Below are 22,198 nucleotides of genomic sequence, written 5' to 3'. Positions count from 1 at the left end.
GCAGATGCTACTAATTAAAAACGGCCGTGTAATGGATCCCAAGTCTGGTTTGGATCAAGTCAGTGATATTTTAGTTGAAAATGGAAAAATCGTTAAAATCGCTCCTCGAATCGATGTTGAGGGAGTTCAAGTAATAGATGCTACTGGTCTTGTAGTTGCGCCTGGATTGGTGGATATCCATGTTCATTTCCGTGAACCTGGTCAAACTCATAAAGAAGACATTCATACGGGAGCACTAGCAGCAGCTGCAGGTGGATTTACAACTGTCGTTATGATGGCTAATACTAATCCAACGATCTCTGACGTAGAAACCTTACAAGAAGTCCTTCAGTCGGCAGCTAAGGAAAAAATCAATGTCAAGACTGTAGCAACGATTACCAAGAACTTTAATGGCCAAGGTTTGACAGACTTTAAGTCGCTTTTAGAAGCTGGAGCTGTTGGTTTTTCTGATGACGGAATTCCACTTGAAAGAAGTAAAGTTGTCAAGGAAGCCATGGAAGAGGCTAAAAAACTCAACACCTTTATCAGTCTGCACGAAGAAGATCCTGGTCTGAATGGTACGCTAGGTTTTAATGAAAATATTGCTAAAGAACACTTCCATATTTGTGGCGCTACAGGGGTTGCAGAGTATGCAATGATTGCACGTGATGTCATGATTGCCTATGCAACAAAAGCCCATGTTCATATCCAGCACTTATCCAAGGAAGAAAGTGTTAAGGTTGTGGAGTTCGCTCAAAATATGGGAGCAAACGTAACTGCAGAAGTAGCACCCCAGCATTTTTCTAAGACTGAAACTCTTCTTTTGACTAAAGGAAGTAACGCTAAGATGAATCCACCTCTTCGTCTGGAGTCTGACCGTCGTGCAGTTATTGAAGGACTTAAATCTGGAGTCATTTCTGTCATTGCTACTGACCACGCGCCTCACCATGCTGACGAAAAAAATGTTGAGGATATTACCAAAGCTCCATCAGGTATGACAGGTTTAGAAACTTCTTTGTCACTCGGTTTAACTTACTTAGTCGAAGCTGGTGAGCTAACCCTGATGGAATTATTAGAAAAAATGACAGTAAACCCTGCCAAATTGTATAATTTTGAAGCAGGATATTTGGCTGAAAACGGCCCAGCTGATATTACAATTTTCGATGATAAAGCTGACCGAATCGTTGATACGCATTTTGCTTCTAAATCAGCTAATTCTCCATTTATTGGTGAACAATTAAAAGGGCAGGTTAAATATACTATCTGTATGGGACAAATCGTTTATCAAGCAGATTAGGAGCTTGAGGATGAATTATTTTCGTAAACTTAGAAATCGTAAACGAAATGCTTGCCATGGAGTATATTGTCAAGCCGCTAACCGTGCTAAAATTCAGTATGAAACCAAGGAAAAAGCTGATCATGCTGTAGAGTATGATAATGGTGGCTTGGTTAGAAGCTATTATTGCGCCTCATGTAATTGCTGGCACACGACATCAAAAACTAGTAATCCACCTTTGAGCTTGAGAAAATACGGCTTAAAGCTTTTTGGCTTGGATGCAAAGGAGCAGAAAGAGTAGGTATGCATTCAACAGAAACTATTAAAGACAAAATCATCTTATTTTTAAAAATTTTCTTCCCTATTTTAATTTATCAATTCGCTAATTATTCCGCATCTTTTGTCGATACCACGATGACAGGCCAATATAATACTCTCGATCTAGCGGGTGTTTCAATTGCAACTAGTTTATGGAATCCTTTCTTTACCTTTTTGACTGGAATCGTCTCAGCCTTGGTCCCTATTATTGGTCACCATTTGGGACAAGGAAAAAAGAAAGAAGTTTCTTCGGATTTTTATCAATTTCTTTATTTGGCTTTAGCCTTATCTATCGTACTTTTTGGCTTGGTTTTCTTTTTAGCACCAATTGTGTTACAATTCATGGGACTGGAAGTGGCTGTATCCAGCGTTGCCATACGTTATCTGTGGCTCTTAGCCATCGGTATTATTCCTCTCTTGCTTTTTAGTGTTATTCGATCGCTACTTGATACGCTAGGACTGACAAAATTGTCTATGTATCTCATGCTCCTCTTGCTACCCTTAAATAGTGGTTTCAACTATGTATTGATTTATGGAGCTTTTGGTTTTCCTGAGTTAGGAGGTGCAGGAGCAGGTCTGGGAACTTCCCTTGCCTACTGGGCTTTGTTGCTGATTTCGATTTTGGTCTTGTTAAAGCATAAAAAGCTCAAGGAATATCAACTCCAAAAACCTATGCCCCTACAAATCAAAAAAATCAAGGAAGCTATTTATCTTGGTCTACCAATTGGTGGGACGGTATTTGCTGAAGTAGCCATTTTTTCAGTTGTTGGTTTGATTATGGCGAAATTCTCATCTCTTATTATTGCCAGTCATCAGTCAGCTATGAATTTTTCAAATCTGATGTATGCTTTTCCTATGAGTATTTCAACTGCTATGGCTATTGTGATTTCTTATGAGGTAGGAGCTAAACGGTTAGATGATGCTAAACAGTATATCCATATTGGTCGTTTAACAGCTATGGTGTTTGCAGTTTTAACACTTAGTTTTCTCTATATCTATCGTGAAAATGTAGCCAGATTATATGGTCAAGATCCAGAATTTATCCAACTGACAGCTTCTTTTATGACCTATAGCTTGTTCTTCCAGTTAGCTGATACCTTTGCGGCACCTTTGCAAGGGATTTTAAGAGGTTACAAGGATACGATTGTTCCTTTTTGCCTTGGTCTTCTTGGATACTGGGGTGTTGGGATTCCGCTTGGGTTATATCTTGATTATTCGACTAGTTTAGGTGCGTACTCCTATTGGATTGCTCTCATCATTAGTTTAATGGTAAGTGGAATTCTTTATCAGTGGCGTTTACAAGTTATTATGAAAAGATTCAAATAATTTGTTGAAAAATAATGAAAAAATAACTTGTGAAATTTGTATTTTATATAAAGAAAAGTCTTGGTTTTACTGACTTTTCTTTTTGTATATTGTGAAAAATTGCAGGCATATTTTTTGACACAAATTAACATATACAGTAAAATAGAACTATAAGAAATTAAACTTAGAAAGGCAAGATTATGTCAACTTTAGATAAAAATCTTTTGCTTGAGATGTTCCGTAAGATGGAAGAAATTCGTCGTATGGACTTAAAAATTGCTCAATTAGTAAAAAAAGGTAAAGTGCCCGGTATGACGCACTTTTCTGTTGGTGAGGAAGCTGCCAACGTTGGGGCTATGTTAGCTCTAAACGAAGATGACCTCATAACCTCAAACCACCGTGGTCACGGACAAGCCATTGCTAAAGGAATCGACCTTAATGGGATGATGGCTGAGATCCTTGGTAAATACACAGGAACTTGTAAAGGTAAAGGTGGATCTATGCATATCGCCGACCTAGATGCAGGAAACCTTGGTGCTAACGGTATCGTCGGTGGTGGTATGGGAATCGCAGTAGGTGCAGCCCTTACTCAACAAATGAAAAACACTGGTAAGATTGTTGTTTGCTTCTTTGGGGATGGCGCGACAAATGAAGGTGTATTCCACGAGGCTGTTAATATGGCTTCAATTTGGAATCTACCAGTTATTTTCTACTGTATCAATAACGGTTATGGAATCTCTGCTGACATCAAGAAAATGACAAATGTCAAGCATATCCACGAGCGTAGCGCAGCTTACGGTATTCCTGGAATGTTTATCGAAGACGGTAACAATGTTATCGATGTCTACGAAGGATTTAAGAAAGCAGTTGACCATGTTCGTTCTGGTAAAGGCCCTGTCTTAATCGAAAGTGTAACCTATCGTTGGCTTGGTCACTCATCATCAGACCCTGGTAAATATCGTACACGTGAAGAAGTCGATATGTGGAAGGAAAAAGATCCAATCGAGAACCTGCGCAAGTACCTTGTTGAAAATAATATTGCTAGTGCAGAAGAGCTCGAAGAAATTCAAGCGCAAGTTAAGGAAGCAGTGGAAGCATCTGTTAAGTTTGCAGAAGAAAGTCCATTCCCTCCACTAGAATCAGCTTTTGAAGATATTTACGCAGACTAAGGAGAAGTAGAGAAATATGGAAACAAAATTAATGTCTTTCCGCGATACCATTATCCTTGCAATGTCTGAGGAAATGCGTCGCGATGAAAATGTACTCTTGATGGGTGAAGATGTCGGTGTCTTCGGTGGAGACTTTGGTACATCTGTAGGTATGCTTGAAGAATTTGGACCAGAACGTGTACGTGACTGTCCGATTTCCGAAGCAGCGATTTCTGGAGCAGCTGCTGGTGCTGCTATGACTGGACTTCGCCCAATCGTTGACATGACTTTCATGGACTTTTCTGTTATTGCCATGGATAATATCGTCAACCAAGCAGCTAAAACTCGTTACATGTTTGGTGGTAAAGGTCAAGTGTCTATTACAATCCGCTGTGCCGCTGGTAACGGAGTAGGTTCTGCAGCTCAGCACTCACAATCATTGGAATCTTGGTTTACTCATATCCCAGGATTGAAGGTTGTAGCTCCAGGTACACCAGCTGATATGAAGGGACTTCTTAAGTCTTCTATCCGTGACAACAATCCTGTTATCATTCTTGAATACAAATCAGAATTTAACCAAAAAGGTGAAGTTCCTGTTGATCCAGACTATACTATCCCACTTGGTGTCGGAGAAATCAAACGCGAAGGAACTGATGTAACAGTAGTAACATACGGTAAAATGCTTCGTCGTGTCATGCAAGCAGCTGAAGAATTGGCTGAAGAAGGGATTTCAGTAGAGGTAGTTGACCCACGTACTTTGGTTCCACTTGATAAAGACATCATCATTAATTCAGTTAAGAAGACTGGAAAAGTAGTTCTTGTCAACGATGCCCACAAGACAAGTGGTTTTATCGGTGAAATTTCAGCTATTATCTCAGAATCTGAAGCATTTGACTACTTGGATGCGCCAATTCGTCGCTGCGCAGGGGAAGATGTGCCAATGCCTTACGCACAAAATCTTGAAAATGCAATGATTCCGACAGTTGAAAGCATCAAAGATGCAATCCGTAAAACTCACAACAAACAATAATACATAATATAAATTATGTAAAAAATTAATTAGACGAGAAGCTTTGTATCTTTTAGGTGCAGAGTTCTCTGCGTTCTTGATATCTTAGATTAGAGCACGGGCTAAAAGCTCGGAAAAAAGATAAATCTCCTTGACTTCATCGAAGTCTGCGTAGATTTCCTATTTTTCAGTCGCTTTTAAACGCCCTTTGCATCATAAATAGAATAGGAGAGGTCATGGCTGATGATAAGCTAAGAGCGACTCCTGCAGCTAGAAAATTAGCGGATGATTTAGGGATAAATCTCTACGATATTTCTGGCTCAGGCGCAAACGGTCGTGTCCACAAAGAAGACGTGGAAACATTTAAAGACACTAATGTGGTTCGCATTTCACCACTTGCAAAACGAATTGCCCTTGAACATAACATTGCTTGGCAGGAAATCCAAGGAACTGGTCATCGTGGCAAGATTATGAAGAAGGATGTTTTAGCTTTCCTTCCGGAAAATATTGAAAACGAAACAATCAAGTCACCTGCTCAAATCGAGAAAGTAGAAGAAGTTCCAGATAACGTAACTCCTTATGGAGAAATCGAACGCATTCCGATGACTCCTATGCGTAAGGTTATTGCTCAACGTATGGTTGAGTCATACTTGACTGCCCCAACCTTTACGCTTAACTACGATGTTGATATGTCTGAAATGCTTGCACTTCGTAAGAAAGTTCTTGATCCAATCATGGAAGCAACTGGCAAGAAAATTACTGTTACAGACTTGCTTTCACTTGCGGTTGTTAAGACTCTTATGAAACACCCATACATCAATGCGTCATTAACTGAAGATGGTAAGACAATTATCACTCACAACTATGTCAACCTTGCGATGGCTGTTGGAATGGATAATGGTTTGATGACGCCAGTTGTTTATAATGCTGAAAAAATGAGCTTGTCTGAGTTGGTAGTTGCCTTCAAAGATGTTATCGGACGTACTTTGGATGGTAAACTGGCTCCTAGCGAATTGCAAAACTCAACCTTCACCATCAGTAACTTGGGGATGTTTGGTGTTCAATCATTCGGTCCAATCATCAATCAACCTAACTCAGCAATCCTTGGGGTTAGCTCAACAATTGAGAAACCTGTTGTAGTAAATGGTGAAATCGTGATTCGTCCAATTATGAGTCTTGGTTTAACAATTGACCACCGTGTCGTAGATGGTATGGCTGGTGCTAAGTTTATGAAAGACTTGAAAGCTTTAATTGAAAACCCAATCTCAATGTTGGTTTAGAGAATTTATTTTTAGAAATATAGATAAAGGAAGTAAGATATGGCCTTAGAAGTAATTATGCCAAAAGCCGGCGTGGATATGACAGAAGGACAAATCGTCCAATGGAATAAAAAAGTCGGAGAATTTGTAAAAGAAGGAGAAATCCTTTTGGAAATCATGACTGACAAAGTCAGCATGGAATTGGAAGCAGAAGAAGACGGTTACTTGATCGCTATCCTGAAAGGGGACGGCGAGACTGTTCCTGTTACTGAAGTTATCGGTTATCTTGGTGAAGAAGGGGAAAATATCCCAACAGCTGGAGGATCTGCACCAGAAGCTAGCCCAGCACCTGCAGCAAGTGCTTCGAACGATGATGGTAAGAGCGATGATGCTTATGATATCGTTGTTATTGGTGGTGGACCTGCTGGTTATGTTTCTGCCATTAAAGCAGCTCAATTAGGTGGTAAGGTTGCTCTTGTTGAGAAATCTGAACTTGGTGGAACTTGTTTGAACCGTGGATGTATCCCAACTAAGACTTACCTTCACAACGCCGAAATTATCGAGAATATCGGTCATGCAGCAAATCGTGGTATCGTAATTGAAAATCCTAATTTCACAGTTGATATGGAGAAACTTTTAGAAACAAAATCTAAAGTTGTCAATACCCTTGTAGGTGGTGTTGCAGGACTTCTTCGTAGCTATGGAGTTGATGTTCATAAAGGTATCGGTACTATTACTAAAGATAAGAATGTCTTGGTAAATGGTTCTGAATTGCTTGAAACTAAGAAGATTATCCTTGCTGGTGGTTCAAAAGTAAGCAAAATTAACGTTCCTGGTATGGAATCATCTCTTGTGATGACTAGTGATGACATCCTTGAAATGAACGAAGTACCAGAAAGTCTCGTTATCATTGGTGGTGGAGTTGTCGGTATCGAGCTTGGCCAAGCCTTCATGACATTTGGTTCAAAAGTTACTGTTATCGAAATGATGGATCGTATTGTTCCAGCAATGGATGCGGAAGTATCTAAGAACCTTCGCTTGATTCTTGAACGCAAAGGTATGACTATCTTGACAGGTACTAAACTTCAAGAAATCATTGAAGAAGATGGCAAACTCCGTATCAAAGTTGAAGGCAAAGATGATATCATCGCAAATAAAGCACTTCTTTCAATCGGTCGTGTTCCAGACCTTGAAGGAATCGGAGAAGTTGAGTTTGAGTTAGACCGTGGTCGTATCAAGGTTAACGAGTACATGGAAACTTCTGTTCCTGGTATTTATGCACCAGGTGATATCAACGGTACTAAGATGTTGGCACATGCTGCCTTCCGTATGGGTGAAGTTGCTGCTGAAAATGCCCTTAAAGGAAACCACGCTGTTGCCAAATTGAACTTGACTCCTGCAGCTATCTATACACTTCCAGAAGTAGCAGCAGTTGGTTTGACTGAAGAACAAGCTCGTGAGAAATACGATGTCCAAATCGGTAAATTCAACTTTGCCGCAAACGGACGTGCAATTGCATCAGATGCTGCTCAAGGATTTGTTAAAGTCATTGCCGATAAGAAATATGGTGAAATCCTCGGAGTCCACATCATTGGTCCTGCAGCTGCAGAATTGATCAATGAAGCGTCAAGCATCATCGAAATGGAAATCACTGTAGAAGAAATGCTTAAGACAATCCACGGTCACCCAACATACTCTGAAGTTATGTACGAAGCATTTGCTGATGTTCTTGGAATGGCTATCCATTCACCTAAGAAAAAATAAAAATAGATAGACTAGACTGGAATTATTTTCCAGTCTCTATCGTATTAGAAGGTATCTTATGAAATACATTATCAATCATTCAAACGACACTGCTTTTAATATCGCCTTGGAAGAATATGCCTTTAAACACCTTTTGGATGAGGATCAAATCTTCCTTCTTTGGATTAATAAACCATCTATCATTGTCGGTCGTCACCAGAACACTATCGAAGAAATCAATCGTGATTATGTACGCGATAACGGTATTGAAGTAGTCCGTCGGATCAGTGGTGGTGGAGCTGTTTACCATGATTTGAACAACCTTAACTATACCATCATTTCAAAAGAAGATGAAAACAAGGCCTTTGACTTCAAGAGCTTCTCTACTCCGGTAATCAATACCTTGGCTGAACTTGGTGTTAAAGCTGAATTTACAGGTCGTAATGACTTGGAAATCGATGGTAAGAAATTCTGTGGAAATGCGCAAGCCTATATCAACGGACGTATCATGCACCATGGTTGTCTTCTCTTTGACGTGGATTTGTCAGTCCTAGCTAACGCACTTAAAGTGTCTAAAGATAAGTTTGAATCAAAAGGGGTTAAATCAGTCCGTGCTCGAGTAACTAATATTATCGATGAGTTGCCAGAAAAGATCACTGTTGAAGAATTCCGTGATTTACTCTTGGAATACATGAAAAAAGAATACCCTGAGATGACTGAATACGTTTTTTCTGAGAAAGAATTGGCTGAAATCAATCGTATCAAAGAAACTAAGTTTGGAACTTGGGACTGGAACTATGGGAAATCACCTGAATACAATGTCCGTCGTGGAACTAAATTCCCAAGCGGTAAAGTTGAAATCTTTGCGAATGTTATTGAGTCAAAAATTCAAGACATTAAGATTTATGGTGACTTCTTCGGTATCGAAGATGTAGCAGCTGTAGAAGATGTCCTTCGTGGTGTCAAATACGAACGCGAAGACGTTCTTAAAGCCCTAGAAACCATTAACTTAGGCCGTTACTTCGCAGGAATAACTGCAGAAGAAATTGCTGAAGCTGTTGTTGAATAAAAAAAGAAGTTGGTTTTTCCCAGCTTCTTTTTTGCAAGAATTATGTACATAATTTATATTATGTATCTTATAAACTATCCAAGGCATTTTTCTGCTCATCATTAACGATATGTGTATACAAGTCAGTTACTTGTGTGCTTGCATGTCCAAGTTGATGACTTACCAAAACTTGTGATTTGGTTGCATCATATAGACGTGTTGCAAGCGTATGGCGTAGTTTGTGGGGAGTTACGCGGACTTTAAAGTCTTCCGAATACTTGGCCACCATCTTTTCAACACTAGAAGTATCGATACGGTTTGGAACACCTCGATACAAGGTCAGAAAGAGAGCTGTATCAGTCCTTTCTGTCTTATAACGTTTGTCTCGAATAGCAAGATATTGCTCCAGATAAGGCTTAGCAAAGGCGGCTACATTTACCGAATCGCGTTTCCCACCTTTTCGAGTGACGTCAATGACCATCATCTTAAGATTGAGGTCACGAAGGTCTAGGTTAACAGCTTCAGATAAACGGACACCAGATGCCAAGAGAAGGGCGATAATGGCCAAATCACGTTCCTTATTTTTTTTAAACGATGATAGAGCACGATTTGAGAGTTGTTGTGGGTACTCTTGGTCGATATAAGTCAGAAAACCTTCTGTTTCATCACCTAAAAAGAGTTTTTGCTTGATATTCTCAGCCCGTGCAGCCAAGGTTTCTTTCTTTTTCTTGGTAGCAACCTTCTTCATGACATTACGATAGAAATAAGGTTCCCCTTGCTCGTTTTCAACTTCCTCAGTTAAATACTTATAAAGACTAGAAAGAGCTGATAAAGTACGGTTAATGGTTGTTTGGGAGACACCATTTTTAGTTGTATTAGCATTAAGCAAAGGACGTTCACGTAAGTAAAGAATAAAAGATTCCATGTCTTTCTTGGTCATGTTCTCCAGAACATCCAAAGGAATATTTGCCATAGTATCAGCATCCGATATACCAGATTCCAAAACCCAGGTGAAAAATCGATCGTATTCCTTTAAGTATTCGTACAATGTCGTAAAACTGTAGGGAACGGCCAATTTTGATTGGTAGTATTCCAGAACGTACCAGGGCATAACTTGTTTGAGTTTATCAATCCGTTCTAATAAGATCTCGCGTTTCATGTTTTTCTCCAAATATTCTATACTAGTAGTATAGCATAGCTAGTTATATTTTTCAAGAAAATTATAGTTTTTCGGAAAGATGTTATAGGGGAGATAATTTATACTATATCAAATAAACTACTTTGTTTGTGCCTCAATTATTATTCGCTGTAATTTGAAAGCCATCTAAAGCTATCTCCTTGCTTTCTCAATTTATATATTTTAACTTTATCTTCATAAGTTAATTTGATAATAAAACACTCCAAAAGTTAATTTTTTTCTGTCTAACTTTTGGAGTGCAGTTCAGAACGTGTTTTGTTTTATTTATTTTGTTACATTTTCCTTTTTATATAACATAAATTGTAGAACACGTATTCGCATTTAATTACAGTTATATCCAAATTCACGAGTTTGAAGAGCAATTTTCCACCAAGATTCGCGACTGATTACTGTATTTCCAATTTCTTTATTGTCGCTTGGAAGAACTTCTAGAAGCGTATAAGTAAAGTAAGCTTCAAAATAACTTGCACCCTCCTTTTCAAAGAGTTCTTTCAAGGCCTTATTTCCACCATGGTAGGTTTCAACATACTCTGTCCAACGACCCCAAAGTTTGTTTTGTCCGTAAGCAGAACCTACGTACTGTTTTCCAGTCTTAGTGTCTGTCTGTAGATAAATAGCATTCAAATGAGACAAAGCTGTTTTCCATGTTGGATTTTGATTTTTAATAATGCTCTTCAACTCTTGGTAAGTCAAACGAACATTTCGATAATTTTGAAATTCAACACTTGAAATCTCACGCTCTAAAATAGAGTGTAGCATAAATCCTTTTGCTGTAGCTGTTTCCAAACCAATTCGTACATGTTGTGAACTGTCAGGACGCTCAAATTTAACAATTAAACGGCCTTTCAACTTACTGTGCTCAGGAGCTAAATTCAACTTGTAATAAGTCGTTACACGGTCTTCATACGTTTGTTGGTAAGTACCGCTTTGAGAGTAAGCTCCTACAAAGAGCCACAATTTATTAGCTTCGTCATATGGGATTAAGTGAATGGTATAAGGGCGGTCCATTACATAGGACCAATGAGGTGTATCAGTCTTACGCAAAGTGTCATAGAGATACCCCATTTGTTCCAATAATTTTGGTTGGTCATTAATATAAAGGCTTTTCGTATCAATTCCAAATTGATCGATTTTATCTAATTTTACGTAAAAATCTTCTGGGTTTTGAATGTTTAAGATTTCTTGCAATACTACTGTTTCCATTTTAAATTCCTTTCAATTTGTAGTTAACTACTTACTTTATAGATCCTACGATTCAAATTGTTGTGTGCTCTCTAGCTATATAAAATAGCTTATTTTGTCCTTCTGTATTATTAATTATTGACGCATATTCGCAAAAACTTTGGTAGAACACTACACATATTCAACTTTCTCATTCTTTGCTTGTATTTGAATTTGAAAACTAAAGATGAGATTTATTTTATTTTATATTTTGGAACTTATCTTTTTCATAAAACCACAAAATCCATCCTTGCCTAAAAATATTTAATTACATAATTTATGTTACGTAATTACAACAACAAATCTTTCACTTTTCCAATTTCACTTTTTGGAATTACGAGATGAATCATATCACCTAGATACATCCTTGTAGATCCATTAACTGTCTTACTCTTACCATTATGTACCTGGGTTGTGATGAGCACATTGTGTGGTAAATTGAGTTCATGTACTTGCTTACCAGCTATCTTATCAGAAACTGGGATTTCAATAAGAGTAACTTCACCATCGTCACTTGCGGTTTCTGGTAACATTTTCTCCAGCATGGCTTCATAGACAGGTGCTCCTTTGAGTAGATCCATGATAATATAGGCAACTAGGGTCACCATCCCTAAAGGCATGAAATTGCGGATGTCACCAACCATTTCCGTCACAAGAATCATAGCTGTCAAAGGTGCTTTTGAGATAGCCCCAAAATACCCGCTCATTCCAAGAATCACAAAGATAGGAAATTGCTGCTGGGTAACAAGGCCTAGATTGACACAAATAACACCAACCAGGGCACCAAGTAAGGATCCTAAAGCTAAAATTGGCAAAAAAATACCACCTGGCAGTCCACTACCATAACTGATCATACTCCAGATAAATCGAATGATAAAGTAAATTAAGAGAATTTGAAAACTATAATCTTGTTCTGTTAAGGATAAGACAAGCTGATTGCCCCCACCAAGTATCTGTGGTAGGAATATTCCTACTGGAATGATAAGGAGAAAGGCTAGAATAGGATAATAGGCCTTATCCAGATGAATCTTTTGACCAATCCAATCATATACTTTTCCGACATTCAGAACGGCTTTTTCATAGAGGAAACCTGAGAGACCTAGAAAAATTCCCATCACCAGATAAATCCAATATTGGCTCAAGTTCATGAGAGGGATATTGTCCGGCATATCAAGTACAGGTGTTAAGCCAAAGATGAGAAGAGAAACGAAGTTTGCTACTAGACTAGCAGCCAAGGTAGAAACCCAGAAAAATCGTGAAAAATGATGGTAGACTTCTTCTACTACAAATAGGAGTCCTGCAATAGGTGCATTAAAAGCTGCAGCAAGTCCAGCAGCAGCTCCGCTAGCAATCAAAGAACGCTCTTCGACAGGGCTAGACTTGAGCCACTTAGCAACCCCTTTACCTCCAACAGCACCTAGTTGAATACTTGGACCTTCACGCCCTAACATGAGTCCACTTGCAATTGCGAGAATACCAAGAACATATTTCTTCCATAGCACACTCCACCAGTTGAGAGACATGAGACCTTTTAACTCTGCCTCAACTTGAGGAATACCAGAACCTTTGATATCTTTTTCCGAGCGTGTTAATTTGGCGCTAAGCCAGCAAATAACAAGATAAAGCAAGGAGATAATCAACAGATTACGTACAAGATTATCTTGATCATGATAAAGCCCTTGGATGACATGAAATCCTTTTTCAATAGAAAACCGAAAAGACCCAACAATAAGGCCTACGACTAATCCAACGATAATTCCTCGCCCTACTTGAGATAGAATTGTACTTGACGCAAAGGCAAATTCTTTCTTGGAACTAAGTGTTTCCGACTGTTCCTCCATAATTTTCTCCTTTAATTATTAATTATCTTTTTCAGCTTCTGAAACGATCGTTTTAATCGGTTCAAAGCTTGTGCGATGAATGGGTGTAACACCGTGCTTTTCTAAACCTTCTAAATGTTTAGCCGTTCCATAACCAGCATTTTGAGAAAAATCATAACCTGGAAATTCCTGATCATAGTTTGCCATGATTTTATCTCTGGTAACCTTAGCAATGATGGATGCAGCTGCAATGGATAGGGAATTCGCATCTCCTTTGATGATGGATGTCTGAGAAATCGGTAAATCCAACTTCATAGCATCAATCAAAAGGTGTTCTGGTTGAGGGTCAAGCTGAGAGATAGCTTCTTTCATAGCTAGTTTAGTTGCTTCATAGATATTGACTTGATCAATGACTTGATTGTCCATAATGCCAATACCAATTGCTAGAGCATTGTCCTTAACGGCTTGAAAAATCTCCTCGTGTTTTTTCTTAGGGATCTTTTTACTGTCATTTAAGCCTTTAATCTTACAATTTTGGGGCAGAATGACTGCTGCAGCAACAACAGGACCAGCTAAAGGCCCACGTCCAACTTCATCTACACCTGCAATTAAGCTAATACCTTGAGCGTAAAGCTCTTTTTCATAAGATAACATGCCTTCTAAGCGGAGATTTTCATCAATTTCAGCTTGAATAGCTTTTTTGCGCTTTTCAATTTCTTTTTGGACACCTGAACGAGAATCTTTTTCAAATTCTTTAAACAAGGTGCTATTAAGTTCAATTATCTTTGCTAATTCTTCTTTTATTTCTTTAATCGTTGCCATTGAGGTCTTCCAATGTATCTAATGTATAGTTGCCTAGTTTTCCATCACGAACTTCCTTGACGAAAAGGTTGTAAAAACGATCGTAATCATTACGGAAACCAAGGATACGAGTCATGTCCATGATGATTTCAGGAGCTTCATCGTCCAGATTCATTTGTTTAAAACGTTCTTGAAGCTTATCAGGATAATGGGTTTTAAAGTAATTGAGACCGAAAATAGTCACTTCATCCATTGGAAGCAATTGATCCTTTATTGCTCCTGTAAGGGCAAGTTTAAGAGCAACAGTTTCATCTTCAAATTTTGGCCAGAGAATCCCTGGAGTATCCAAGATTTCCAAATCCTTATTTGTTTTGAGCCATTGCTGACCCTTTGTCACACCTGGCTTATTACCAACTACAGCAATTTTCTTACCAGCCAAACGGTTCATTAGCGTCGATTTACCAGCGTTTGGAATACCGATTATCATGGTACGTAAGGTTTCGATTTGAATCCCACGTTCCTTTTGACGAGCTATCTTATCTGCCATGAGTTTCTTAGCAGCGTCCGTTACAACTTTTACCGTAATTTGCTCTTTAGAATTGATTGCCAGTGTTTGAATGCCTTGTGATTCAAAATGCTGACGCCATTCTTTTGTTAATGCTGGGTCTGCTAGGTCTGCCTTGTTCAAAATCAATAGTCTTGGTTTATCTCCGATGATTTTAGTCAGCATCGGATTTTGACTTGACAAGGGCAAACGTGCATCTACTAAAACTGTCACAAAATCAACGAATTTTAAATTTTCCTGAACCTGACGACGCGCCTTAGACATATGTCCAGGAAACCATTGAATAGTTGCCATTCTGTAAAATTCCTTTCTCTTATTGGATTTGTATTTATTTTTCCAGTTTCAAAAATTAAATAGATATCCTTTTTCTAAAATAAATCACTATCTTTTATTATAACATGATTTCTCGTATTTGACGCTTGATTCAATGCCGATTGTAAAATGTTTTCTAAGTAAATCAGTCACAAATGAAATTCCTCATTGTCTAAAACGATTGAAAAATAATAGTGTTCACCATAATTTTTAACATAGTTGCTGATATACTTTTCTGTTTGAAAAATGGATTTACTGCTATCAATAGTTGGATCTTGTTTCTCGTAATACCAATTATCATAAGTATGTGTCAGTTGGCCATTCTTGTAGCAAAACACATCTCCACCTAATATTGTCAGATTGTTTGCTTGGACAATAGCAAGTAAGTCTGGGATTGCTGAATAATCATAAGCGTATGCATCAATCCCTAAGTCACGTAGATCAATTCCTCTTTTATTTCTATTCTCAATATTCTGTTTCATAAAGTTCATTTCTCAAGTTTCTCTTGATAAGCAAAATCGATAACCACCATACAGTCGTTATCGATTTTAATGATTTTTAATCTTTTTCGCCTAGTTGACTATTGATTCTCATCATGATACTTGCAATTTTTTCTCCCCAGTATGGATCTGAAGCATAAAGAACATTCATACCTGATGATTTATTTCCTAGGTATGTTCTGCCATTATCGATGTAATTTTCGCGAATCCACTTAGCTGCACCTAAGATACCCTTGTCAACATCGTCGAAGCTTTTAGCTGAATCATATGGTGTTGTATCGTAAGCTGCGATACCGAAGAAATTATTTTTATCCTTAGCGATTTGGCTACGTCCCCATGAACTTTCAAGGGCACTATGGGCGATTAGATAGAGAGCGTTGATCTGATAGCGTTCTTCAGCTTCTTTAAAGATTGCCCCCTTACCTGCCAGACGACTTCCCTTGATATTCATAAGAGAATAGACTTTATCTAATTCTTCAGCTGTGTAATTGCTTGGTTTTCTTAAATCTCTAAATAAGAAAGGATTTTCAACTGTAAAGTTTTCAAAGTTAATACCATCAGCTGAATAGTATTTTTTGCCAATGGCCATTGATGAATTATGAGGTGCTACACGAATACTTGCGTAAGGTGATAACTCATGGTAAAGATAACGACCATCCGTAGTATAGTGAGGAATGAATTCACTATCTGTGCTGACCGCTACTAGATCACTCTTGTTCATATATCCTGAAAGTCCTGATATTTTGACTGGAAGTCGACCACCTTGAACTTCAGCCCCAGTAACCGAAACAATGCTACCTTGTGAGATATAGCTGAGTCTATCACCAGAAGCACTGTATACATAAGCTGTAATTGGTGTTACTTTATAATAGGATGATGGATCAGAAATCCATTTTCCATTGCTTTGGAATGAATAGTCTTTACCTTTGATTTTGAAAGTCCCTGTTACATATACCCCATCATCTTTGAGGTAATACCAAGCATCATAGTTCTTATCAAAAATCCATTCATTCTTAGCCATATAGCCACCAGATTTTAGATAGTAAGCACCCTGCCATTGATTTTCAGCATAAGCACCGTCCGACTTGAGGTAGAACCAGCTATTATATTTCTTATCAAAGATCCATTCATTCTCAGCCATGGCTCCACTATCTTTTAGATAGTATTTAGATTTCCATTGACTACTTAGCATGTCACCATCTTTATTAAAATAGTACCATGTACCGTTGATTTTTTCCCACTTGTCGCGAATAATTTTTCCTGATTCTGTAGCAAAGTACCATTTATCAGCAATTTTTACCCAAGAATTTTCTGCCATAGCACCGCTAGTCTTGAGAAGATAATCATTATAAATAGTATTGCTTAACATTGTGCCAGATTCATCAAATCGATACCAAACACCAGCTATCTTTTTCCAAGTATTACGAGTAATTTTCCCGTCCTCATTGGCATAGTACCATTTATCAGCAATTTTCACCCAAGCATTTTCTGCCATAGCACCACTACTTTTGAGAAGATAATCATTATAAATAGTATTGCTTAACATTGTGCCCGATTCATCAAATCGATACCAAACACCAGCTATCTTTTTCCAAGTATTACGAGTAATTTTCCCGTCCTCATTGGCATAATACCATTGATCGTCAATTTTTACCCAAGAAGATTCTGCCAAAGCACCGCTATTATTCAATAGATAATCATTAAAGATAGCGTTACTAAGCATGATGCCATCTTGATTAAAATAGTACCAAACACCAGCTATTTTTTTCCAATTCGAAACTGGTTGATTATTCTCATAATAACGCCATTGGTTATTTTCTTTTTGCCAACCTTCTTTGTTAACTACTTCTACTATTGCTTCTTTTGAAGATTGTTCCTGGGTATCAGGAGTTTGAGAGGTTGCTTTTTCAGCTTCGCTTTGATTTTTCTTCTCATTGCTTACTGTATTGGTAGCAATCTTTTCTGATGATTGAACATTATTGGTAGCTTGAGAATCCTCGGCATAGACGGTCGTTTTTGCAAAACATGCCATAGAGAGGGCAACCGTACTTGCCAGCAATATTTTTTTCATTCTTTTCTCCTAGTAAATACCAAGATTGGGATTTGTTTTTCCTAAATATTGTATTAAAATCGCTAATTATCCATTTTATTATACAATATTCTGTTAAATATAAAAGTAGTATCTTTCAGAAGAAAAGAACTTGTAATATTTCTACAATATTTTAGAAATAAAAGGCGATAAAAAGTAGTCGAAAATCAGCTGAACGACTACTTTTTTATAACATTATGCCTGACCATAGACTTCTTTGCGATTTGTTTTGGTTGCTTTAGTAGAATTCTTCCAAAGGTTTGGATTGATGAAAATAGTGACAATCGCTAGTATTGCAAAACCAATCCCAACATGCCAGTAGGGTGTATCCAAGGTTGTAGAGCGTCCTGAAAGATTGACAATTCCTCGGAAAAGTGTACCCGCTGTAATAATCGCTACTGCCGAATTCCATAGATTTAGACTAATACGAGAGAAATGAGGGAGAACCTTGAGAAAGATTGCTAGTAGAATCCCCCCTACAAGAGGTGCAGTAAATAGATAGTGCATATGAACAGAAGTTTCTCCAAAGCTGAATGCTTCGTAAATTCTAGAAAATGCAAAGAAGAAAATAGTGATTAGTGTGTAAGAAATGACTGTTTTCTTAAAACGTTTTTTGCCAAGATTAGTAACCGATGTAGACAATATCACTCACCGCCCTTTCTGAAATTTTGTTTCCTCCAGTCGTTGGTTTATTGATAACCTGACCGTTGAAGTAAAGTGTAGATGATCCACCACCATCAAGGTTGTAGGCTGTTTTTGCTCCATAAGATTTCATAACCTCAGCAAGCTGATAAAGAGAGAGACCTTCACTTTCAGAGGTACGTCCATCTGAAACCACGATGATATAGTGGTTTTCATCGATAATACCAATAGCTGTACGAGGATTTGAAGCCATGGCCTGTCCTACTTCTGTATTGGTATCAACTGCAATTTCACCATTTTCGACCAAGGCTGGTCCAAAAGCCAAGAGATTGACGACACCGTCATTTACTAGTTGCTCAGCCGAGATCTGATCTTCGTAAATAACCTTGAAAGAGCCATCTTTATAAATAGCTAGGTCGCCATTACTAGAATCTTCACGAACAGTATCACGATAAACTACTCCATTACGGATAACATAACCTGTTGAGTTAGCACCATAGTAGTCCCCGTTTACCGCTAAAATGGCATTGTTGTCAGCTGCGGTTACAGAGGTTTTAGCAGTTACGTTAGTTCCATAGGCATTTTGAGCAAAGGCAGTTTTCAGATAATCTGATGAGCTCAGAGTAATATCAGCAACGTAGACTTGTGTATTATTGACCGTCGTTTCAGACAAATTGACGGAAATATTGTCATCTTTATAACTAGAGTCAGTGACAGTAGCTGTCTTAGCAGCTTGACTTGCTGCTGCAGCATTGGAACTTGTGCTAGTTGTAGCGACTGTTGATATTGTCTCAGCGAGGACAAAGGTCTTTAGCATTGAGTAACTAAAGGATCCTGTCAAGAGTAGGCCAAGAACTGAGGCGTAAGCATAGCGTTTCTTTAAAAATTTCATAATACAGTTGATGTCCTTTCCTTAAAGATGAATTTCTTCTGCACTGTCCAAGAGACAGCGAAGAGAAGGATGCCGACGATAACTTTGGCAATCAGAAGGTTGATTCCGAAGACTGTAAAGAAGAGACGAATCAGTAGCGTGTCTAAGACAAAGAGTCCGACTGCTAGACCAAAGTACCCCATCCCTGTTTTTACAAGGCTATCGTCATTTTTAAATACTAGTTTTTTATTTGTAGAATAGTTAAAAATTGAGCTAGTCACACGAGCTACTCCGTTTGCTAGAAAAATTCGTAGACTCGTCGGAACTGTCGGCAAAATCAAGATTGCTAGGGCGTAAACGACATAGTCTACAACAAAGCTACTGAGAGATGATAAGGCAAATTTAAAGATATTTTTATAAATCATGAGCCCGTCTTGGATTGGGCGGAAGTGTGAAGCCTCATTATCATTGATATAGACAGTTTCAATAGGCACTTCTAGAATCTCGTATTCTTTCGTTGCTTCGAGCAACATATTCATTTCATATTCATAACGTTGGCCTTCTATTTTTAACATAAAAGGAATCAAGTTTGTCGTAAAAGCACGAAGACCTGTCTGCGTATCTGTTACTCCTACTCCTGTTTGAAGTTTAAAGAGAGCTTTGGTTAAGCTGTTACCAAAACGGCTACGAAGGGGAACTTTTCCAGAAAAGGCACGTACACCCAAGATTAGCTTGTTTGGATTTTCGGAAGCTTTATTAGCCGTGCGGAAAATATCCCATACCTTGTGCTGTCCATCCGCATCTGCTGTGACAACCGTACCATAAATGTTTTGTTCTTGGATATAAGTAAAGGCTGTTTTTAGAGCCTGCCCTTTACCTTGGTTCACTTGGTGACGAATGACAGTAGCAAATTGTTTTGCTTTATCAAAGATTTTTTGGCACTCTGATGAACTGCCGTCGTCTATGACTAAGATATGAAAATCACTCTTTTCGTGAATTTTTTCGATGAGTTTGATAAGGTTATTATCTGGTTGATAAGCTGGAATGACTATGTAGTTCATATCGATACCTCTTTCTTTGATGATGGTATAACTATACAGAAAATCGCTTAAAGATACCTTATATCAGTTTTCTTTAAGAAAAAGTTTAAAAAACTTTAAGCTTAAAAAAGGACTTATCACTCAATAAGATATTTAGTTTGAATTTTCAGATAAAAATAAATATACAAAAATCCTCAAATAGCGACTGTATTTGAGGATGATTCTTATCATACAATGAGAGTACTTAGTCTATTTTCTCTCTTAACTTTTCAACAAAGAGATAGGCTGCGGGGCAGGTTAGGGTATTTTTAATAGTAAGATTATTGATTTGGTAAATCTTCTTACGGTCAGTATGTGGAAATTCACGACAGGCTTTGGGACGAACATCGTAGATGGAACAGAGATTATCGCCTCCTAGAAATGGACAGGGCATAGATTTGAAGACCTTATCCCCATCCTCGTCTACCTGCAAAAACTCAGCTTCAAAGGCTGGCAATTTCATTTTAAAGTACTTTGCAATACGTGTGATATCTGCTTCTTTGAAGTCTGGACCAAGACTCTTGCAGCAGTTAGCACAGGCTGTACAATCAATTTCATTAAAAACTTCTTGATGGATTTCAAGCGCAATTTTATCTAAATTTTTAGGAGCTTTCTTCTTTAGATTTCCTAAAAACTTACGATGCTCTTTTTGTTTTTGCAAGGCTAGTTGGTGATAATATTCGATATCGATTTCTTTTGACATAGTTTCTTTCTAATTTTTTAATGTTGATACAAATATTTTAAATTTATGCATAAATTAAATTATGTAAAAACTTTGAGACATAATTTTAACAATAATGACTCTCTCCATGCAGGACGAAAACTACTGCTATACTAACATTCTTTCTAAAAAAGGTTTGATGCAGTTGGTTAAAATGCCTTCTATCCAAGATTTTTGTGCGGACGATAGATTCTCCGCATCAAAACATTCCTTTAGAAAATCACGTACCTGATCAGGTGCTATTTCAAATTCAAAAGCCTTCATTTTGTAGAAAAAGTCAAACAAAGTGTTAGAGAGATAGTCAGTTGAAAATGGAATTTCTCCAGTTTTTCGATACATGATTAGAAGTCGGGAAAATCGAGCTTTTTCTTCGGGTATATCCTTAAAATACGAGTTAAGCAACCAGACTTGCTTTTGTTTTCTTTCAAGATGATCTTGACTAGCAATGCGTTGATCCTTTTCAAGTTCTCTTTGGTACTGTTTTGATTTTATAGAACGTTCTGTACGATTTTTACCAAAGAGAATTTTTTCCCACTGGCGTTCCTCTAGAGTCAGTGTTTCGCTCAGTCCAAAGTAATCCTGATAGGCACGTTCAGCTGGTCCCATTGCTAGAACCAGATTATCCGCGTATTGTTTAGCAATCTTGTCTCGCTTCTTTCGCTCCTTTTCAGCCTTGATGCGAAGTTCCTGCTCATAGTCAATTTTTTCTTTTCCTAGTTTAACTAGATAGAGTTGATCATCAGATTTTCCAAGCAAAAAGGGTTTGATAAATTTTTCAAGGACTTCTTCCATACGAGCTTTCTTCAAAGGCTCTGCTCTACTCCAACTTCCACCTTGAAATACTTCCAAAAAGAGTTGATAATCCTTTTCTGGTGAGAATTGATTACCTCGATTTGACTTAAAAGCTCCCTTTTCCCATAGCCAGTTGAGCAGTCGTTCATCAAAATCTGTTTTATTAACTCGAATGACTTCTTTTTTCTGGGCCTTTCTGGTTAGATTTTCAAGCTTTCTGAGAAGTTTTTCTTCCTCTTCTAGCTGTTGATCTAGGCTAATTCTTTGGAAATGACGCACACAGTCACTCCCGATAGGAAAGAGACGTTTGCCAGTAACTCCGTTAAAAAGTTCATATGCATACTTAATAGCATTACCGCAGACACAATTGCTTCGACCGATTCCATTAAAAATCAAGGAAACTTCACTCCATTCTTTGGTAGCTTGTTCCCAAGTATCGGCTTTAGAGGCCTCTAAAACTGCATCATATAAGTTTTTTCTAACAGGAATGGACATGATGTCT

At 38.0% G+C, this 22,198-nt stretch carries 20 protein-coding genes; 8 read left to right on the top strand and 12 right to left on the bottom strand.

Annotated features, from left to right (window positions below; all coding sequences use genetic code 11):
* Positions 1–4 precede the first annotated feature (4 nt).
* The 8 genes from O3611_RS02760 to O3611_RS02725 all read left to right on the top strand — a co-directional run bounded on the left by O3611_RS02760 (position 5) and on the right by O3611_RS02725 (position 9,106).
* Positions 5–1,276 carry a dihydroorotase gene (locus O3611_RS02760; RefSeq protein WP_371607742.1) on the top strand — a complete coding sequence of 424 codons (1,272 nt, stop codon included), beginning with the start codon at positions 5–7 and terminating at the stop codon, positions 1,274–1,276.
* Between the two features lie 10 nt (positions 1,277–1,286).
* Positions 1,287–1,556 carry a hypothetical protein gene (locus tag O3611_RS02755; protein WP_371607741.1) on the top strand — a complete coding sequence of 90 codons (270 nt, stop codon included), beginning with the start codon at positions 1,287–1,289 and terminating at the stop codon, positions 1,554–1,556.
* Positions 1,557–1,558: 2 nt separating this feature from the next.
* Positions 1,559–2,899 (top strand): MATE family efflux transporter, encoded by a 1,341-nt coding sequence (locus tag O3611_RS02750; protein ID WP_371607740.1) that lies wholly within the window; start codon positions 1,559–1,561, stop codon positions 2,897–2,899.
* A gap of 179 nt (positions 2,900–3,078) precedes the next feature.
* The gene (locus O3611_RS02745; protein ID WP_371607739.1) at positions 3,079–4,047 is read left to right on the top strand and encodes a thiamine pyrophosphate-dependent dehydrogenase E1 component subunit alpha; all 969 of its coding nucleotides are present in this window, start codon (positions 3,079–3,081) and stop codon (positions 4,045–4,047) included.
* A gap of 16 nt (positions 4,048–4,063) precedes the next feature.
* A complete protein-coding gene (locus O3611_RS02740) occupies positions 4,064–5,056 on the top strand; it encodes an alpha-ketoacid dehydrogenase subunit beta (protein ID WP_371607738.1) in 993 nt (330 codons plus the stop codon).
* 215 nt (positions 5,057–5,271) lie between these two features.
* Complete coding sequence (locus O3611_RS02735; RefSeq protein ID WP_075231347.1) at positions 5,272–6,315, top strand: dihydrolipoamide acetyltransferase; 1,044 nt, start codon at positions 5,272–5,274, stop codon at positions 6,313–6,315.
* Positions 6,316–6,354: 39 nt separating this feature from the next.
* Positions 6,355–8,058 carry a dihydrolipoyl dehydrogenase gene (gene lpdA / locus O3611_RS02730; protein ID WP_075231346.1) on the top strand — a complete coding sequence of 568 codons (1,704 nt, stop codon included), beginning with the start codon at positions 6,355–6,357 and terminating at the stop codon, positions 8,056–8,058.
* A gap of 58 nt (positions 8,059–8,116) precedes the next feature.
* On the top strand, positions 8,117–9,106 hold the full coding sequence (locus tag O3611_RS02725) for a lipoate--protein ligase (RefSeq protein WP_075231345.1): 990 nt from the start codon (positions 8,117–8,119) through the stop codon (positions 9,104–9,106).
* Positions 9,107–9,173: 67 nt separating this feature from the next.
* Here O3611_RS02725 and xerS read toward each other — a convergent pair whose 3' ends face one another.
* The 12 genes from xerS to O3611_RS02665 form a co-directional block, all read right to left on the bottom strand.
* Positions 9,174–10,244 (bottom strand): tyrosine recombinase XerS, encoded by a 1,071-nt coding sequence (gene xerS, locus O3611_RS02720; protein WP_075231344.1) that lies wholly within the window; start codon positions 10,242–10,244, stop codon positions 9,174–9,176.
* A 360-nt stretch (positions 10,245–10,604) separates the two neighbouring features.
* On the bottom strand, positions 10,605–11,486 hold the full coding sequence (locus tag O3611_RS02715) for a GIY-YIG nuclease family protein (RefSeq protein ID WP_371607737.1): 882 nt from the start codon (positions 11,484–11,486) through the stop codon (positions 10,605–10,607).
* A gap of 308 nt (positions 11,487–11,794) precedes the next feature.
* A complete protein-coding gene (locus O3611_RS02710; protein WP_371607736.1) occupies positions 11,795–13,345 on the bottom strand; it encodes a chloride channel protein in 1,551 nt (516 codons plus the stop codon).
* An 18-nt stretch (positions 13,346–13,363) separates the two neighbouring features.
* Positions 13,364–14,146, bottom strand: coding sequence for a ribonuclease HII (locus O3611_RS02705; RefSeq protein WP_371607735.1), 783 nt, complete (start codon positions 14,144–14,146; stop codon positions 13,364–13,366).
* Complete coding sequence (gene ylqF, locus O3611_RS02700) at positions 14,133–14,984, bottom strand: ribosome biogenesis GTPase YlqF (RefSeq protein ID WP_371607734.1); 852 nt, start codon at positions 14,982–14,984, stop codon at positions 14,133–14,135. The genes O3611_RS02705 and ylqF overlap by 14 nt, the downstream gene beginning before the upstream one ends.
* Before the next feature lie 167 nt (positions 14,985–15,151).
* Positions 15,152–15,484: an Imm40 family immunity protein gene (gene imm40 / locus O3611_RS02695; protein WP_371607733.1), complete on the bottom strand. Its 333-nt coding sequence runs from the start codon at positions 15,482–15,484 to the stop codon at positions 15,152–15,154.
* Positions 15,485–15,560: 76 nt separating this feature from the next.
* Positions 15,561–17,573, bottom strand: coding sequence for a glucosaminidase domain-containing protein (locus O3611_RS02690; protein WP_371607732.1), 2,013 nt, complete (start codon positions 17,571–17,573; stop codon positions 15,561–15,563).
* A gap of 213 nt (positions 17,574–17,786) precedes the next feature.
* Positions 17,787–18,233, bottom strand: coding sequence for a hypothetical protein (locus O3611_RS02685; protein ID WP_371607731.1), 447 nt, complete (start codon positions 18,231–18,233; stop codon positions 17,787–17,789).
* Entirely contained in the window at positions 18,214–19,125 is a 912-nt protein-coding gene (locus O3611_RS02680; protein ID WP_049526308.1) for a phosphodiester glycosidase family protein, read from the bottom strand. Before O3611_RS02680 ends, O3611_RS02685 begins: the two co-directional genes overlap by 20 nt.
* The gene (locus O3611_RS02675; protein WP_075231336.1) at positions 19,122–20,165 is read right to left on the bottom strand and encodes a bifunctional glycosyltransferase family 2/GtrA family protein; all 1,044 of its coding nucleotides are present in this window, start codon (positions 20,163–20,165) and stop codon (positions 19,122–19,124) included. Before O3611_RS02675 ends, O3611_RS02680 begins: the two co-directional genes overlap by 4 nt.
* A 223-nt stretch (positions 20,166–20,388) precedes the next feature.
* Entirely contained in the window at positions 20,389–20,886 is a 498-nt protein-coding gene (locus O3611_RS02670) for a YkgJ family cysteine cluster protein (protein WP_371607730.1), read from the bottom strand.
* A 126-nt stretch (positions 20,887–21,012) separates the two neighbouring features.
* On the bottom strand, positions 21,013–22,191 hold the full coding sequence (locus tag O3611_RS02665) for a hypothetical protein (RefSeq protein ID WP_371607729.1): 1,179 nt from the start codon (positions 22,189–22,191) through the stop codon (positions 21,013–21,015).
* Between the last annotated feature and the right edge of the window lie 7 nt (positions 22,192–22,198).

Source organism: Streptococcus sp. 27098_8_91, from assembly GCF_041432385.1.
Taxonomy (GTDB): Bacteria; Bacillota; Bacilli; order Lactobacillales; family Streptococcaceae; genus Streptococcus.
The sequence above is the reverse complement of the archived record's forward strand: the minus strand, read 5'-3'. Positions and strand labels throughout refer to the sequence as shown.

Bases quoted from the DNA above. Each gene is read 5' to 3' on its own strand.
- xerS (WP_075231344.1), bottom strand. From the start codon at position 10,244: ATGAAACGCGAGATCTTATTAGAACGGATTGATAAACTCAAACAAGTT.
- O3611_RS02705 (WP_371607735.1), bottom strand. From the start codon at position 14,146: ATGGCAACGATTAAAGAAATAAAAGAAGAATTAGCAAAGATAATTGAA.
- O3611_RS02745 (WP_371607739.1), top strand. From the start codon at position 3,079: ATGTCAACTTTAGATAAAAATCTTTTGCTTGAGATGTTCCGTAAGATG.
- O3611_RS02715 (WP_371607737.1), bottom strand. From the start codon at position 11,486: ATGGAAACAGTAGTATTGCAAGAAATCTTAAACATTCAAAACCCAGAA.
- lpdA (WP_075231346.1), top strand. From the start codon at position 6,355: ATGGCCTTAGAAGTAATTATGCCAAAAGCCGGCGTGGATATGACAGAA.
- O3611_RS02680 (WP_049526308.1), bottom strand. From the start codon at position 19,125: ATGAAATTTTTAAAGAAACGCTATGCTTACGCCTCAGTTCTTGGCCTA.
- O3611_RS02675 (WP_075231336.1), bottom strand. From the start codon at position 20,165: ATGAACTACATAGTCATTCCAGCTTATCAACCAGATAATAACCTTATC.
- imm40 (WP_371607733.1), bottom strand. From the start codon at position 15,484: ATGAAACAGAATATTGAGAATAGAAATAAAAGAGGAATTGATCTACGT.
- O3611_RS02760 (WP_371607742.1), top strand. From the start codon at position 5: ATGCTACTAATTAAAAACGGCCGTGTAATGGATCCCAAGTCTGGTTTG.
- O3611_RS02670 (WP_371607730.1), bottom strand. From the start codon at position 20,886: ATGTCAAAAGAAATCGATATCGAATATTATCACCAACTAGCCTTGCAA.
- O3611_RS02735 (WP_075231347.1), top strand. From the start codon at position 5,272: ATGGCTGATGATAAGCTAAGAGCGACTCCTGCAGCTAGAAAATTAGCG.
- O3611_RS02755 (WP_371607741.1), top strand. From the start codon at position 1,287: ATGAATTATTTTCGTAAACTTAGAAATCGTAAACGAAATGCTTGCCAT.
- O3611_RS02750 (WP_371607740.1), top strand. From the start codon at position 1,559: ATGCATTCAACAGAAACTATTAAAGACAAAATCATCTTATTTTTAAAA.
- ylqF (WP_371607734.1), bottom strand. From the start codon at position 14,984: ATGGCAACTATTCAATGGTTTCCTGGACATATGTCTAAGGCGCGTCGT.
- O3611_RS02665 (WP_371607729.1), bottom strand. From the start codon at position 22,191: ATGTCCATTCCTGTTAGAAAAAACTTATATGATGCAGTTTTAGAGGCC.
- O3611_RS02740 (WP_371607738.1), top strand. From the start codon at position 4,064: ATGGAAACAAAATTAATGTCTTTCCGCGATACCATTATCCTTGCAATG.
- O3611_RS02710 (WP_371607736.1), bottom strand. From the start codon at position 13,345: ATGGAGGAACAGTCGGAAACACTTAGTTCCAAGAAAGAATTTGCCTTT.
- O3611_RS02690 (WP_371607732.1), bottom strand. From the start codon at position 17,573: ATGAAAAAAATATTGCTGGCAAGTACGGTTGCCCTCTCTATGGCATGT.
- O3611_RS02725 (WP_075231345.1), top strand. From the start codon at position 8,117: ATGAAATACATTATCAATCATTCAAACGACACTGCTTTTAATATCGCC.